This is a genomic window from Capnocytophaga sp. ARDL2 (assembly GCF_041530365.1).
GTDB lineage: Bacteria > Bacteroidota > Bacteroidia > Flavobacteriales > Flavobacteriaceae > Flavobacterium.
Window position 1 is genome coordinate 850,570 of sequence record NZ_CP168034.1, and the last position, 15,575, is coordinate 866,144.

The 15,575-nt window shown below is 33.9% G+C and carries 15 protein-coding genes; 10 read left to right on the forward strand and 5 right to left on the reverse strand.

Translation table 11 applies throughout. The features are described from left to right. Positions 1 to 215: 215 nt before the first annotated feature. The 8 genes from AB4865_RS04195 to AB4865_RS04230 all read left to right on the forward strand — a co-directional run bounded on the left by AB4865_RS04195 (position 216) and on the right by AB4865_RS04230 (position 7,254). Entirely contained in the window at positions 216 to 1,559 is a 1,344-nt protein-coding gene (locus AB4865_RS04195; RefSeq protein ID WP_372474486.1) for a C10 family peptidase, read from the forward strand. A gap of 2 nt (positions 1,560 to 1,561) precedes the next feature. Further along, entirely contained in the window at positions 1,562 to 2,071 is a 510-nt protein-coding gene (locus AB4865_RS04200; protein ID WP_372474487.1) for a hypothetical protein, read from the forward strand. A 255-nt stretch (positions 2,072 to 2,326) separates the two neighbouring features. Beyond that, positions 2,327 to 2,563, forward strand: coding sequence for an acyl carrier protein (locus AB4865_RS04205; protein WP_372474488.1), 237 nt, complete (start codon positions 2,327 to 2,329; stop codon positions 2,561 to 2,563). Positions 2,564 to 2,876: 313 nt separating this feature from the next. After that, positions 2,877 to 4,130, forward strand: a complete 1,254-nt coding sequence (fabF, locus tag AB4865_RS04210; protein WP_372474489.1) for a beta-ketoacyl-ACP synthase II — start codon at positions 2,877 to 2,879, stop codon at positions 4,128 to 4,130. Then, positions 4,130 to 4,873, forward strand: coding sequence for a ribonuclease III (gene rnc, locus AB4865_RS04215; RefSeq protein ID WP_372474490.1), 744 nt, complete (start codon positions 4,130 to 4,132; stop codon positions 4,871 to 4,873). The genes fabF and rnc overlap by 1 nt, the downstream gene beginning before the upstream one ends. 109 nt (positions 4,874 to 4,982) lie before the next feature. Further along, the gene (locus AB4865_RS04220) at positions 4,983 to 5,450 is read left to right on the forward strand and encodes an IPExxxVDY family protein (RefSeq protein WP_372474491.1); all 468 of its coding nucleotides are present in this window, start codon (positions 4,983 to 4,985) and stop codon (positions 5,448 to 5,450) included. Continuing rightward, on the forward strand, positions 5,450 to 6,877 hold the full coding sequence (gene pyk / locus AB4865_RS04225) for a pyruvate kinase (protein WP_372474492.1): 1,428 nt from the start codon (positions 5,450 to 5,452) through the stop codon (positions 6,875 to 6,877). The genes AB4865_RS04220 and pyk overlap by 1 nt, the downstream gene beginning before the upstream one ends. Next, a complete protein-coding gene (locus AB4865_RS04230) occupies positions 6,874 to 7,254 on the forward strand; it encodes a c-type cytochrome (protein WP_372474493.1) in 381 nt (126 codons plus the stop codon). Before pyk ends, AB4865_RS04230 begins: the two co-directional genes overlap by 4 nt. A 26-nt stretch (positions 7,255 to 7,280) precedes the next feature. Here AB4865_RS04230 and AB4865_RS04235 read toward each other — a convergent pair whose 3' ends face one another. After that, positions 7,281 to 8,519, reverse strand: coding sequence for an ABC transporter permease (locus AB4865_RS04235; protein ID WP_372474494.1), 1,239 nt, complete (start codon positions 8,517 to 8,519; stop codon positions 7,281 to 7,283). Positions 8,520 to 9,087: 568 nt separating this feature from the next. Between AB4865_RS04235 and AB4865_RS04240 the strand changes: the two genes are divergently transcribed. Then, entirely contained in the window at positions 9,088 to 10,356 is a 1,269-nt protein-coding gene (locus tag AB4865_RS04240) for an exo-beta-N-acetylmuramidase NamZ domain-containing protein (protein ID WP_372474495.1), read from the forward strand. A gap of 103 nt (positions 10,357 to 10,459) precedes the next feature. Continuing rightward, a complete protein-coding gene (gene guaB, locus AB4865_RS04245; RefSeq protein WP_372474496.1) occupies positions 10,460 to 11,932 on the forward strand; it encodes an IMP dehydrogenase in 1,473 nt (490 codons plus the stop codon). Between the two features lie 53 nt (positions 11,933 to 11,985). Here the strand turns inward: guaB and dgt are convergent, their stop codons facing one another. The 4 genes from dgt to AB4865_RS04265 all read right to left on the reverse strand — a co-directional run bounded on the left by dgt (position 11,986) and on the right by AB4865_RS04265 (position 15,518). Then, positions 11,986 to 13,332: a dGTP triphosphohydrolase gene (dgt, locus tag AB4865_RS04250; RefSeq protein WP_372474497.1), complete on the reverse strand. Its 1,347-nt coding sequence runs from the start codon at positions 13,330 to 13,332 to the stop codon at positions 11,986 to 11,988. A gap of 3 nt (positions 13,333 to 13,335) precedes the next feature. After that, the gene (locus AB4865_RS04255; RefSeq protein ID WP_372474498.1) at positions 13,336 to 14,031 is read right to left on the reverse strand and encodes an AAA family ATPase; all 696 of its coding nucleotides are present in this window, start codon (positions 14,029 to 14,031) and stop codon (positions 13,336 to 13,338) included. 404 nt (positions 14,032 to 14,435) lie between these two features. After that, the gene (locus AB4865_RS04260) at positions 14,436 to 14,651 is read right to left on the reverse strand and encodes a hypothetical protein (RefSeq protein ID WP_372474499.1); all 216 of its coding nucleotides are present in this window, start codon (positions 14,649 to 14,651) and stop codon (positions 14,436 to 14,438) included. Positions 14,652 to 14,723: 72 nt separating this feature from the next. Next, a complete protein-coding gene (locus AB4865_RS04265; RefSeq protein ID WP_372474500.1) occupies positions 14,724 to 15,518 on the reverse strand; it encodes a rhomboid family intramembrane serine protease in 795 nt (264 codons plus the stop codon). Between the last annotated feature and the right edge of the window lie 57 nt (positions 15,519 to 15,575).

Below are 15,575 nucleotides of genomic sequence, written 5' to 3' on the forward strand. Positions count from 1 at the left end.
GTAAATGTGAAATTTTGTTTAGAAAATTATTTATAATTCCTTGTTGATAGTAGGAAATTACCATAGAGACAAACAAAATACATACTGTTTTATTGAATAAAAAATAGTGTATTTTAATTTGTTGATTATGATTTTTGTTAAAAAAAGGATTTTTTTTGATTTTCTGATTTTTTTTGATTTTTTTTGAAAATTATTAATCAATATATCATATATGTATGCGTAGAAGAAGTTTGTTAGGCTTTTTATTAATTAGCCTATTTTCCTGTCAAAACGAGTTTTCTTTAGATGCCAAAAGCAGTGAAACCGAAAACTTGGAAACTGCTGTTAGTACTGTTGTTACTATTGATCAAGCCAAAAAATCTGCTGTTAATTTCTTGAATAGAAAAACAAACCAAGCAAAAGGCTTACCAGTTTTTTCTGTTAATGAAATCGAAGAGGTACAAACCATTGAAAACGACAGAGGAGTTCCTATTATGTATGCTATAAACCTTGCTAATAACAAAGGTTTTGTGGTACTATCTGCTTCTATATTTGAAAAGCCTATATTGGCGTATAGTAATTTTGGAAAATTTGATTTTGAGAATATAGAAGAGTACGGAGGGGTTGTAGATTGGGCATATACTAAGTATTTGAAGATTGATAATCTTATTACAAAAAATGTGAGACCAAATGCAGATGTAATCGCTCAATGGAATGTTGTAAATCCAGAACTCTCTATTGGTATAGCAGATAGCGATGGAAACATAATTTCTTTACCACCTTTATCACCAATAGAAATTGTGAATCAGGAGGATGTGACAGAAACTTATGGACCTCATCTAACAACAGCTTGGGGACAAAGTTTAAGTACAACACCAGGATTTAGTATTATTGGATATAACAACTTTGTTAGATTCAACAATTGCCCTCAAGGGACTGCTCCTACAGGTTGTGTAGCAACTGCTGTAGCACAGATTATGAAATACTACAATCATCCAAATATTTACGAAATCAACAATATGCCTAATGTGGTAACAGAACAAAATTATACTACTTCCGAGGCTCATAATGTTGCATATTTTATGCAAGATATTGGTGCTAAAGTTTCTATGAGTTATTCTTGTACAGGATCAGGAGCTTATTCTTCTGACGCAAGAAATGCATTAGTTACTCATTATAGCTATAATGCTTCTAATGTTATGAACTTAAACACTGATGATTTAGTAAATGATTTAATAAATTCTAAACCTGTTTATTTAGATGGCTGTGGAATAAGAAAGATAAAAACGAGACCTAAAAAAATAGGTGTTTTTGGATGGACAATAGGTAAGACAACATATTCATATGAAAATTGTCATGCTTGGGTAGCTGATGGGTATGAAGCTATTTATCGAACTACCACATATAATAATGGCTATACCGATACAATAAAAATAGCAAGCGTGATAAATATGAATTGGGGGTGGAATGGACAATATAACGGTTGGTATGATTATGAAAATTGGAATGAATCTAACGGAGATCCTTCGTTAAATTATATTTATCAACAACATATGATTAATAACATAAATCCGAGATAATTATGAAAAAGTTAGTTTATTTATTTATGAGTTTATTTGTTTTCGTTGGGTGTAATACATCTGATGAAAAAACCAGCGAAGAAAATTTTGATTGTAATTTTCTACATTTAAGTTTTTTAGATGAACAGGGAAATGATTTGTTTCAAACAAATGTTTACAAAGAAGAAAAGCTTAGTGTAATTGTGACGGATGAAAATTGGAACGATTTATATTTTACAAGCGGTCGTCGCAATGGTCAAAAAATGGAAAATGTAGAAGGGTATGCAAAGGTTCATTATATAGGGAATTCAACTCCAAAAGTGATAATATTAATGTTGATTTATGAACATTTGCTAGAAAACAACGAGGTAACTTCTTATTACAAATTGCAATATGATGATAATAAATTTGATTATATAAAGATTATTGCAGAAAAGGGAAAAAGATCTTTTTATATTCGAAAGGTGTTTTATAATGGGGTAGAATATGATATTCATGAAGCAGAGAATGGTATTTTGAAAATAGTTAAATAATTTTTGAAAAAAAACTGTCTGAGTTTTTTCTTAGGCAGTTTTTTTGTACAGAGCAAACTACATTAAACCTTTTTGAAGATGAGGCATTTCGAGCTTTGATGCTAAGCGAAAATAGATTTTGCAACAAAATAAAGGAGAAAAAAAATAGTGCAGATAGAAAAAAAAATACTTTTGCACTAAAGAAAATTAAAAAAAAAGTGAGGGGATTGTATAAAGTTTTATATTTTTGCCCCGTTAAATTTAAATTTAAAGATTATGTCAGACATTGCATCAAGAGTAAAAGCGATTATCGTTGACAAATTAGGAGTTGACGAAAATGAAGTAACAAACGAAGCAAGCTTCACAAACGATTTAGGAGCTGATTCATTGGACACAGTAGAGTTGATTATGGAATTCGAAAAAGAATTTGATATTCAAATTCCAGACGACCAAGCAGAAAACATTTCTACTGTAGGTCAAGCTATTTCTTATATTGAAGAAGCTAAAAACTAATAACTTCATAAAAACACCTTTCATTGCATTTGTGATGAAAGGTGTTGTTATACTCTATTATCTTTAAATAAAGAACTGTATAAAAATTTTTGTAATAAATATTATGTCATTCAAAGTAAAGAAAGTTAATTTATTAAATATTAAAAGGTTTCATTATTTGTAGAAATGACAAAAATACTTTTGTATGATCGCAATTATTTTACATAAATTAAATAATTTATTTAGGACATTTCTCTAGAATGATTGAAATGTAAAAAGTTTTTCTTATTTTTGAGAAAAATTTTTGTTTTAATAAAACATAGTATATAAATATATGGCATTACGAAGAGTTGTTGTTACAGGATTAGGGGCTCTTACCCCGATAGGAAACAATATCGAAGAATATTGGAACGGCTTGATTAACGGTGTTAGTGGAGCGGCACCTATTACATATTTTGATGCGTCAAAATTCAAAACTCAATTTGCTTGTGAGGTAAAAAACTTTAAAGCGGAGGATTTTATCGACAGAAAAGAGGCAAGAAAAATGGATAGATATACTCAGTATGCAATGGTTACAGCAACTGAAGCTATGCAGGATGCCAACTTTGACTTAGAAAAAATAAATTTAGATAGAGCAGGTGTAATTTGGGGATCTGGAATCGGTGGTTTGCAAACTTTTCAAGATGAGGTGACAAGTTTCAATAACGGAGATGGTACACCAAAATTTAACCCATTCTTTATTCCAAAAATGATTGCTGACATCGCAGGTGGTTTGATTTCGATGAAATACGGCTTGCGTGGTCCAAATTTTACTACAGTTTCGGCTTGTGCGTCTTCTACAAACGCTATCATCGATGCATTCAATTATATTCGTTTGGGTATGGCTGATGTAATGGTTACAGGTGGTTCGGAAGCTGCAGTTACGATGGCGGGTATTGGTGGATTTAATGCTCTTCACGCACTTTCTACAAGAAACGATGATCCAAAAACAGCATCAAGACCAATGGATAAAGACCGCGAAGGTTTTGTATTAGGAGAGGGTGCAGGTGCTTTGGTATTGGAAGAATATGAACACGCAAAAGCTCGTGGTGCAAAAATCTACTGCGAAATCGGTGGTGGAGGTATGTCGGCAGATGCTCATCACATTACCGCTCCTCATCCAGAAGGATTGGGTGCTAAAAATGTAATGATCAACTGTTTGAAAGACGCTGGATTGCAACCTACAGATGTAGATGTACTAAATCTTCACGGTACTTCTACACCTCTTGGAGATATTGCCGAAACAAAAGCTATCAAAGAAGTGTTTGGAGAACATGCCTATACAATGAATCTAAATTCAACAAAATCTATGACAGGTCACTTGTTGGGTGCTACAGGTGCGATCGAAGCTATTTCTTGTATCTTGGCAATCCAAAGAGGAATTTGGCCTCCGACAATCAATCATTTTACAGATGATGAAAACATTGATTCAAAGTTGAACTTTACTTTCAATCAAGCTCAAAAACGCGATATTAAAGTGGCTATGAGCAACACTTTTGGATTTGGAGGACACAACGCTTGTATATTGATGAAAAAAGTAGAAAAATAATGTATTTTCTAAAAAAAATATTTTTCAAAAACGAATCCCGTTCTAAAAAGGACGGGATTTTTTGTAATGAAATTTACAAACGCATTGGTATAGTTCCCAGAAAAGAACATTTTTACAAACAAGCCTTTACACATCGCTCTGTAAACAAGGTAGACGCAAAGGGAAATAGTATCAATAACGAACGATTGGAATTTTTGGGGGATTCGGTATTAAACTATATCACTGCCATTTATTTGTACGACAATTTACCTTCTAAAGACGAAGGTAGCCTGACAAAAATGCGTTCAAAACTCGTGAGTCGTGAGCATCTCAATCAAATTGGAAAAAAACTGGAAGTACTCAAACTACTCGATACCAAAACAGATATCAATCGCTTTAACGACAATGTTGAAGGAAATTTGATCGAATCTCTCATCGGTGCGATCTATCTCGATTATGGGATAGAAATGTGCCGAAAAGTAATTGTAAAATATATAATAAACAATTTCAGTAGCTTAGAATCTTTAGAAGGGAAAATAGCCAGTCATAAAAGTTATATGATCGAATACTTTCAAAAGAAAAAATGGTCGTTTCAATTTATAACTTATGAAGTCAAAAACCACAGACCAAACGAACAGTTTTTTGAAAGCAAACTGGTTGTCAACGAAAAAGAATTGTCAAAAGCCACAGCAACAAGTAAGAAAAAAGCCGAAGAAAAAGCTGCTCAGCGATTGTATTACAAAATGAGACACAAAATGAAATAAACATGGCAAATGCAATGTTATTTTACAATTAACATTTTCAAAAAAGAATGAAATTTTTCCTAAATAAACGTATCTTTGAACGAAAATAATTCAAATTCTACAAGCAAGTATGTATAAATTAGTATTAGACGATTTTTATTACGATGATTTTGTCTTGATTGCTATGACAACTTCGTTAGAAGATTACAAACTTGCCTATTTGATCAATCAGGTCATACAAGTACATCTTTGTAGAGAACGAGATGATGTAAAAATTATAAACAAAACAGGTACGTTTCCATTTTCGCATTATGTATTCAAAGATGATCAATCTTGTATTTGGCGATTGATTACCAATAAATCGTTTGTTACAAATGAAAAAAGTGGTGAAACATTTGATCTGTTTGGGGAGATTCAATCGGTTTGTTATTTTTCATTCGATTACAAAACAGTAGATTTTTGGCTTAAAATCGAAAATGTTGATGATTCTTTTCAGGTCGATCAACTGTTGAAAAAACTAAATTTTATTAAACATATTTCCATGGCTTATCAAGTTGAAATGGAAGATGTAAAAAATATCAATAACTTTATTTTATAATGAGAGCAAGAAAAAAAACAAAAATCATTGCAACCTTAGGGCCTGCATGTAGCTCTAAAGAAATCATCCACCAAATGATTGAAAATGGTGTGGATGTATTTCGTATCAATTTTTCACATGCAAACTATGATGATATTGCTGAACGTATTCGTATAATTAGAGAATTAAACGAAGAATATAGTTATAATACTTCGATTTTAGCCGATTTACAAGGTCCAAAATTGAGAGTAGGTGTGATGGAAGAAGGTGTTTTTGTAAATCCTGGCGACATCATTACTTTTTCTACAGAAAAAGAGTTTGTAGGAACTGCCGAAAAAGTGTATATGAATTACAAGCAATTTCCCAAAGATGTAAAAGCAGGAGAAGTTATTTTGCTCGACGATGGGAAATTGATTTTTGAAGTGATTTCTACCGATCTAGTTCATGAGGTAAAAACTCGTGTAATCCAAGGAGGTGAGTTGAAATCTAAAAAAGGGGTGAATCTTCCCAATACAAACGTATCCCTTCCAGCCCTGACAGAAAAAGACCGTCAAGACGCTGTATTTGCAATTGAAAATGAAGTCGATTGGATTGCTCTTTCATTTGTGAGAAGTAGTGAAGATTTGGAAGATTTGCGTAAATTGATTACTCAATATGCACCATATAAAATTCCTATTATTGCCAAGATTGAAAAACCAGAAGCGGTAGAAAATATAGACGAAATTGTCTCTCACTGCGATGGTATGATGGTAGCTCGTGGAGATTTGGGGGTTGAAATTCCTGCTCAAGAAGTGCCATTGATTCAGAAAAAGTTAGTTCACAAGGCAAAATACGCTCGTATTCCAGTAATTATTGCAACACAAATGATGGAAAGTATGATTACGAGTCTTACGCCTACACGTGCAGAGGTAAATGATGTTGCCAATTCTGTAATGGACGGTGCGGATGCTGTAATGCTTTCTGGAGAAACTTCCGTTGGAAATTACCCTGTACAAGTGGTAGAAAAAATGAGTTCGATTTTGCAAAGTGTAGAAAATTCGGAATTAATCAAATTACCGTTAAATGATCCAAAAATCAGAACAAAGCGTTTTATAACCAAATCTATCTGTCTACATGCTGCGATAATGTCCAACGATATCGAGGCAAAAGTAATTAATACCTTGACCAATTCGGGATATACAGCTTTCCAAATTTCTGCTTGGCGTCCCAAAGCACATATTTTGGCGTTTACATCCAATAAACGAATGCTCACACAACTCAATTTATTATGGGGAGTAACGGCGTATTGGTATGACAAATACGAAAGTACAGATGTCACCATTGAAGATATCAACCGTATTGCTGAAGAAAAAGGTTATGTAGCCAAAGGAGATTTTACACTCAATTTGGCATCGATGCCAATCAAAGAAAAAGGAATGGTAAACACAATAAGAGTTTCGGAAATATGAAAAAAATAATTGCACTATTAGGAATTGCCGTGTTGAGTATATCTTGCGGAAAAAAAGAAAAAACAGTGTCGGCTACAGCCAATGTCTCTCCAGAAGAACTTTTGGTGATTGAGGGAAAGGCCTTGTTTGAGAGCAATCGTGCGGCTTGTGCCTCTTGTCATAAACCCAACCAGAAAATCATTGGACCAAGTATCAAAGAAATCGTAAAAGTTTACGAAGAGCAAAATGGTGATATGATTGCCTTTTTGAAAAAAAAAGCAAAACCGATTGTAGATCCTGAACAATATAGCGTAATGGAAACCAATTTTGCAATTTTAAAGACTATGACAGATAGAGAGTTAGAGTCTTTGGTAGCATATATGTACAGTGAAAAATAATAAAAAACGAGGCAAACGCCTCGTTTTTATTTCCTTTTCATCGCCTCTATAGGGTTGAGAGAATGAATGATATATGATGGTACGATTAGAATCAAATAACAGAGGATGACAAATAGTAAATTGACCATTGCGATTTGAAAAATATCAAAATGCACAGGAGCTTCTTTTACATAGTACTGTGCTGGGTCGAGTGTAATTATACCCCATTGATATTGGATAAATAATAGACCTAATCCTATTAAATTTCCCCAAAACAATCCGTTGAGTAAAATATAAGTTGTTTGAAATAAAAATATTTTTCGTATAGATGAAATTCTCATTCCCAAGGCTTGCAAAGTTCCAATCATTTGAGTTCGTTCAATAACCAAAACCAATAAAACTACAATCATATTGATAGCACCAACACCAATCATCAATGATAAAATGATATAAATATTAATGTCAAAGATTTTCAACCATTCAAAAATATTGTAAAATTTATCAGTGATAGGCACAGCATTTAATTCAGACGGAATGTTTTCATAGATTTTTTCTGAAATAAAATCAATTTTTTTAAAATCATCAATCAAAACTTCAAAAGCACCAATTTCGTTTTCGCTCCATCGGTTCAATCGTTGGATGTGCTTTAAATCGCCGTACATAAAATTTTTATCCAATTGTTCGATGCCCGAAGTATAAAGACCTACAACAGTAAACCCTCTTACAATGGGTTGTTCGTGCGAATCATTTCTTAGGAAATAAGTTTGTACTTTATCTCCAATTTTTATGTTTAATCGATTGGCAATGTAATCTGAAAGAATGATTTCGTTGGTCATGCCTTCGTTTTCAAATTGAGGTAAGCGACCTTGTGTGAGATAGTCTTTTATTTTTTTCCAATAAAAATCCTTGTCCACACCTTTGAAGATGATGCCTTCAAAAGATTCGTTCGTGCGAATGACACCTGCTTTGGTAGCGATGGGGTGTACAGAAATTATTCCGCTAATTTGTTGAAATATAGGATAAGACGCCTGTTTTTTTTCAATCGAAGTAGTAGTAACTTCGGAATGGTTGTTGTCGTAATTGGATATGGTGATATGTCCTGCAAAGGATGTAACTTTATCTCGTAGTTTCAATTGCAATCCCGTTCCTGTCGAAAAAGCAATTAGTATCATAATCATAGCCAAAGAAACCGCTGCAATGGCGATTTTTACAATGGGAGCCGACACGCTGTTTTTATAATTGCGTGAAGATATTAATTTACGAGTTACAAATAATTCAACTTTCAAAATGATTTATTTTTTAAATACTAACTAAAATCTCGGTTATAAAATAGAACTTTCTAATTTTTGTACCGTACTCCGTATGGGAGTAGACACCTCTGTTAATTTACCAAAGCTGACACATTGGGTTATGTATGGTTCAACTCTATCAAGTTGCTTTGCGGAACTTCGACATCAATCAGTTGGCGACACGGAGTGTCAAACTATGCGTAACCCCAAGTGTAAACTTGGGGGGTAAGTATAGATCACTCAAAAAAAACGACTCGGAGAGTCGAACAATTCTAATCTTTTTCGTTTCTTTTTCTATTTTTACAAAATCAAAATTTTTGATGAAATTGAGTAAATAACTACCTTCTTTTATATTAGATTTTTGTGTACTCTTGTTTTAATTTTGATTTTATATTCTCCAAAAATAATAAATCTTTTTTAATTTGTCAAAAAGCCATTTCATCTATTATAAATAACGGTTTCTAATGTTGTGATTTTTGTCTATCGAAAAGAATCTTTATATTTACCCTATACTATAAAATATAGAACAATCCAAACATTCGAAAAAAAACAAAATCTAAATTTCATGACAAAAAAACATACATTTTTTATCACATTAGCTCTTATGTATTTAGGAGTAAATTTTTCTTGCAATGCTCAACCTAATTCTTCAACGGTTGAAAAAACTGTTGAAATATCCGAAACTCCTATTCGCACGGGAGCTGATCGTTCTGAACTTTATTTACCTTTATTGAAAGAAAAAAAAGTGGGCATTCTTACCAATCAATCGGGGAATGTTTTCATTACTACAAAATCTGTAATTTCAAATGATAGTATCGCTTGTAAATTGACAATCGAACAAAAATCGCAAAGTTTGGTAGATTTTTTACTTGAAAAAGGTGTTTCGGTACAAAAAGTTTATGCTCCCGAACACGGTTTTAGAGGTACTGCTGATGCGGGCGAACTCATAAAAGACGGAAAAGATACCAAAACGGGACTACCTATTATTTCGTTGTATGGAAATAATAAAAAACCTACCGAAAAACACTTGGAAAATATTGATGTTATGTTGTTTGACTTACAAGATGTTGGGGTGCGTTTTTATACCTATATTTCGTCTTTGCACTATTTGATGGAAGCCTGTGCCGAGCAAAATATTCCTGTAATTGTATTAGATAGACCTAATCCTATTGGTAGCAAAATCGATGAACCTATACTGGATATGAATTACAAAAGTTTTGTGGGAATGCACCCAATTCCCGTTTTACACGGAATGACGATTGGGGAATATGCACAAATGATTAACGGTGAAAAATGGCTAAAAAATAGTATCCAATGCGATTTGACAGTGATTCCTTGTGAAAATTACACCAAAAATAAAAAATATAGTTTACCAGTAAAACCTTCGCCAAATTTACCTAACGACCAATCGATACAATTGTATGCGAGTTTGTGTTTTTTTGAAGGAACTAATGTGAGCGTAGGAAGAGGAACTTCAACACAATTTCAAGTGTATGGTTCGCCATTTTTGAAAAATATGCCCTACAAATTTACTCCACAACCCAACGAAGGAGCAAAAAGTCCGATGCATCAAGGGAAAGTGTGTTATGGGGAGGATTTGACCCAATACGACAAACAACCAGGATTGGACTTGCAATGGGTCATTAAAGCCTATAAACATACGAGTGATAAAAAAGTGTTTTTCAATAAGTTTTTCAATACATTGGCAGGATCAGGCGTCTTGAGAAAGCAAATAGAGCAAAACCTTTCGGAAAAAGAAATCAAAAAATCATGGGAAAAAGGATTGGAAGATTTTGAAAAAACTAGAAAGAAATATTTGATTTATGAGGAGTAATGGAAATTGAATGAAGAAATTTTTCACAGAGTTTTTAGTTTAAAATATTTTCTCATAAAGAAAAATTGTTATAAATTTGCATGCAATTCAACTATAATTGCAAATGAAAGCACATACTTCAAAAATAGTAGGTCAGGGGCTTACCTATGACGATGTACTTCTTATTCCGGCTTATTCGGAGGTTTTGCCACGAGAAGTAAATATTCAAACAAAATTTACAAAAAATATTACACTAAACGTTCCTATTATTTCTGCTGCGATGGATACAGTAACAGAAAGTGATATGGCGATTGCGATGGCTCGTGAAGGAGGAATCGGTGTTTTGCATAAAAACATGACCATCGAGCAACAGGCATTGGAAGTGAGGAAAGTGAAAAGAGCAGAGTCGGGGATGATTATCGATCCTGTGGTTTTGCCTTTGGACGCTACGGTTGCCGATGCAAAACAAGCTATGAGAGAACATGGAATTGGTGGTATTCCTGTAGTTGACGAAAATAAAGTATTGAAAGGAATTGTTACCAACAGGGATTTGCGTTTTGAAAAAGATGGAAAACGCTCTATTGAAGAGGTGATGACTTCGGGGACAATTGTTACTGCTTTGGAAGGAACTACTTTGGAGGATGCTGAACATATTTTACAAGAAAACAAAATCGAAAAATTGCCAGTGGTGGATGCTGACAATAAATTGGTTGGGTTGATTACTTTCCGTGATATTACCAAATTGACTCTTAAACCCAATGCAAACAAAGACAAATTTGGTCGTTTGAGAGTCGCAGCGGCGATTGGAGTTACAGCAGATGCTGTAGAAAGAGCTTCGGCATTGGTTGCAGCAGGTGTAGATGCTTTGATTATCGACACAGCTCATGGACACTCAAAAGGTGTAATCGGAACTTTAAAAGCGGTAAAAGCTCAGTTTCCACAAGTAGATGTGGTGGTAGGAAATATCGCTACAGCAGAGGCGGCTCTTTATTTGGTAGAGGCTGGAGCTGATGCAGTAAAAGTGGGAATTGGTCCAGGTTCTATTTGTACTACTCGTGTAGTTGCTGGTGTAGGATTTCCACAGTTTTCGGCAGTAATGGAAGTTGCTGCTGCCTTGAGAGGAACAGGAGTGCCTGTAATTGCAGACGGTGGATTGAAATACACAGGAGATATTCCTAAAGCTATTGGAGCAGGTGCTGACGCTGTAATGTTGGGTTCTATGTTGGCAGGAACGAAAGAATCTCCAGGTGAAACAGTAATCTTTGAAGGAAGAAAATTCAAAACTTACCGTGGAATGGGGTCTGTAGAATCTATGAAACACGGTTCGAAAGATCGTTACTTCCAAGATGTAGAAGACGATGTAAAAAAATTGGTTCCAGAAGGAATCGAAGGTCGTGTACCTTACAAAGGAGAATTGATTGAGTCTATGACGCAATTCATCGGAGGATTGAGAGCCGGTATGGGATACTGCGGAGCAAAAGATATTACTACGCTACAAGAAACAGCAAGATTTGTACAATTGACAGTCTCTGGTATTGGTGAATCTCACCCTCATGGTGTGACCATTACAAAAGAAGCTCCAAATTATTCAAGATAATCGAGTGATATAATGATAAAAACCGCCTTTTTGGCGGTTTTTTTTATTGAAAATTATTTCCCATCAATCAAATGAAACAATTCCATAGCTTTTCCGTCAGTGAGTAGCGAAATAAAACTACAAACCGTGAGTAGTCGAGTGTAAAGACATTCGCTGTCGCTATGGTATTGTTTGGGTAACAAACGCAAAATCAAATCGTCGTAATGAGTTGTTGTTCCTTCAAAACGATGATTGACCGCTGTGATGAATTTTTTCAAAAGCGTGTGTAAAACTTTGTAACCTACAATTTCTTTTTCCACCACTTCTTTGCTTTCGTACACATTGGATTTGCTTATGTTGATGATGTCTTTCATCTGAGCAACAAAACTACATTTATCTGTAAGTGAATGAGCAAATTCACCTGTCAAAATGGCTTCTTCGTTTTCCATAAACACTCGTACCACATCGTTGATTAAACTACCAATGGCTAATGCTCTCAAATAACTCACGCGTTCTTGAGTGGTTTGTAATTCTGAGTATTTACTTGGGTTGATGTAGTCTTTTACGATTTTTAACAAATATTCCAAAGCGTGTTCTTCGGCAATCCAACCGAGATTGATACCGTCTTCAAAATCAATAATAGTGTAGCAAATATCATCTGCAGCTTCTACCAAAAACGCCAATGGATGACGGTGGTAAGCAATTTCATCTCCCTCTTTGCGAATGAGTTGTAATTCTTCTGCGATTTCTTGAAAATGTTCTTTACTATTTTGGAAAAATCCGTATTTTTTATCAGAAATATGTAGGGAAGGGCGGTGGGGCAAACTCTCTTTCGGATATTTCATAAACGCTCCCAAAGTAGCATACGATATACGTAATCCACCTTCGCTGCCTGTTCTTGAATTTGTCAAAATGTGAAAACCATTGGCATTTCCCTCAAAGGTGATTAAGTCTTGCCATTGAGCAGGGGTGAGGTCGAGCTTGTATTTTTCTCCTGCACCAAATTTAAAGAAATCGCCAATTGCTTTTTCCCCCGAATGACCAAAGGGAGGATTTCCAATGTCGTGGCATAAACAAGCAGCAGCTACAATCGCTCCGAAATCGTTGATGGTATATCCAGCATCTACCAATGACGGATATTTTTCCAACAATTGAGTTCCTGTTGCACGACCAATCGAACGACCAACCACCGAAACCTCCAAACTATGTGTCAATCTCGTGTGTACAAAATCGGTTTTAGAATGCGGAATTACTTGAGTTTTGTCTTGCAAACTGCGAAAAGCATTGGAAAATATGATACGGTCATAATCTACTTCAAAGCCGATGCGCGTGGGGTTTTCGTCTGTTCTGTTGCGAGTATGAGTATCGCCGTGTTTTTTCAACGATAGTAAATGTTTCCAACGAATATCGTTTGTATTCATATATTATTGTTCTAATTGTTGGTTGATAATAGCCTGTTTTACTTGCTTGTAAAAATCGTCTTTTGCTTGGGCATACGACACATTATATATATTTTTTTTTGGGTGAAATTTCTCTGGAATATCCTTTTTCAAAATATTGTATAATTCGTCCAATTGTTCGTTTACAGGTGCTTTGTATTGAATTTGCCATTCAAAACGGCGTTTCAAAGCATCGTCTATCATGTGAATTTGGTTGGTTGCAGCAATGAGAATTGATTTTTGAGGAAAATAATCCATCAGTTGAATAATCGCATTTACTACGCGTTTCATTTCCGAATTGTCGTTGTTGTCATAATCTCTGATTTGTCCCAATGAATCAAATTCATCAAGCAATAAAACCATACTTTCGTATTGAGCTTCTTTGAAGAGTTGTTCGAGATTTTTGGAAGTTTCGCCCAATTTAGAAGAAACGATAGTCGAAAGGTTTACAATCACCAATTTTTTATTGAGATGATTGGCGATTACTTTGGCAGTCATTGTTTTACCACAACCGCTATCGCCGTACAAAAGCAATTTGTTGGCTACGGGAATTTTGTATTGTTCAAATAAATGTTTGAATTGTTGCTCGTGCAAAAATGCTTTTAGATGTTGTTTGATTTCGTTCGAAGCAATAAAATCTTCAAACGAAATCTTACTTCTATCGATATAATAAAAACTCATAATCTGAAAGTGAAATTCGGTTCAAAGTTACGAATATTATAGAAAGAAAATTGTAATTGATAAGGAGAAATTGGTAAAATTGAGAAGTAGTATAATAAAACTCAAGGCTGTCAATATTTTTGACAGCCTTGTTCATTAATAATAAAAAATCATAAATTATGAAAAGCTTTTAAACATTAATTGTTTTTCACTGGATTCCATACTACTTGATAGTTTGTTTTTGGAATTTTTACAATGTAAAAAGGAGTAGAAGTTGCCGTTGTGTCAAATCTTTCAAGTTTTTTTCTATCTACATAGATTTTGTTGTTTTCTTGAGATACTTTTACAATGTCTATACTTCGTGTAGTACTCTATTTTTCAACGGTTGCCAATACAGTGTAGGCATTGAAATCAATGTTGACTTCTTAAAACTCTACAATAGCATTGAGTGTAAATTGTGATAAAAATGAAATCCACTCTTGTTGAGAATTGATCATTTTGTTTTGTGCATTTATATCAGGATTGGCATTTAATCCATCAGCTACCTCTCGAAAAGTCAAAGCTGTTTTAGGCGTGTTGTCTTCGTTTATACACGAATGCAATCCTATGGTTGCAATCAATAGGAGTAAAAATTTTTTCATTGTTTTCATGTTTTTATGATTATTTTTTAAATATGTAAAAAAATTAAAAACTATTGAAATTTGAAAATATCTTCATTTGTTTTTTACTACATAGATTTGACTGAGGGATAATTCAAAATTTTTAACTTGTATCCTTTGTTTTGTGATTGGCAATTTTTTATATTTTAAAAAAACATATCCATCTTTATCAATGATACATTCTGGCTTTGGCTTGAAGTTTCCTTTTGCATCAAAATGTTTCATAAAATCATCTTTCATAGGATCAAAATCGGGTCTTTGCCAGTCATAGGCGTATGTTTTTTCTGTGGAATGTATGGGCAAAAGATAGGAAAAAGACAGTCCAGTGAGAAATCCTGCCAAATGTCCCTGCCAAGAGATTCCTTCTTTTACATTGGGAAACATATACCAAATCGAACTTCCATAAAAAAGCACAACAAAAAATGATACTGCCATCAATCGAAAATTTTTACTTCGCAATCCTGTAAAAAACAAATAAGCGGTAAATACGTATATCAATCCACTAGCTCCAATGTGTACTCCGCTTTCGGCAATCAACCAAGTACCTAATCCAGACAGTACGATTCCACCTATAAAAAGTACTTTCCAATATTTGGGGTAATAATATAAAACCAAAGGAAATAATACAATAATTGCTATACTATTGTTGGCAATATGCTCGATAGAACCGTGTAAAAAGGGAGAAAACAAGATGCCTTTTAATCCGAAAAGTTCTCTTGGATGTATGCCAAAGTTTTCCCATTCAAAAGAAAATCTCCAGTTGATATAATAGATGCTCCACAATATAAAAATAAAGAGAAGTGGAATAGTAAATTGTTCTTTTTTTATCCTAATTTGATTTGTATTCATAGTATGAACTATTCAAAAATGTATCCAATATTTTTTTACTGACAATACGGCAGTAAT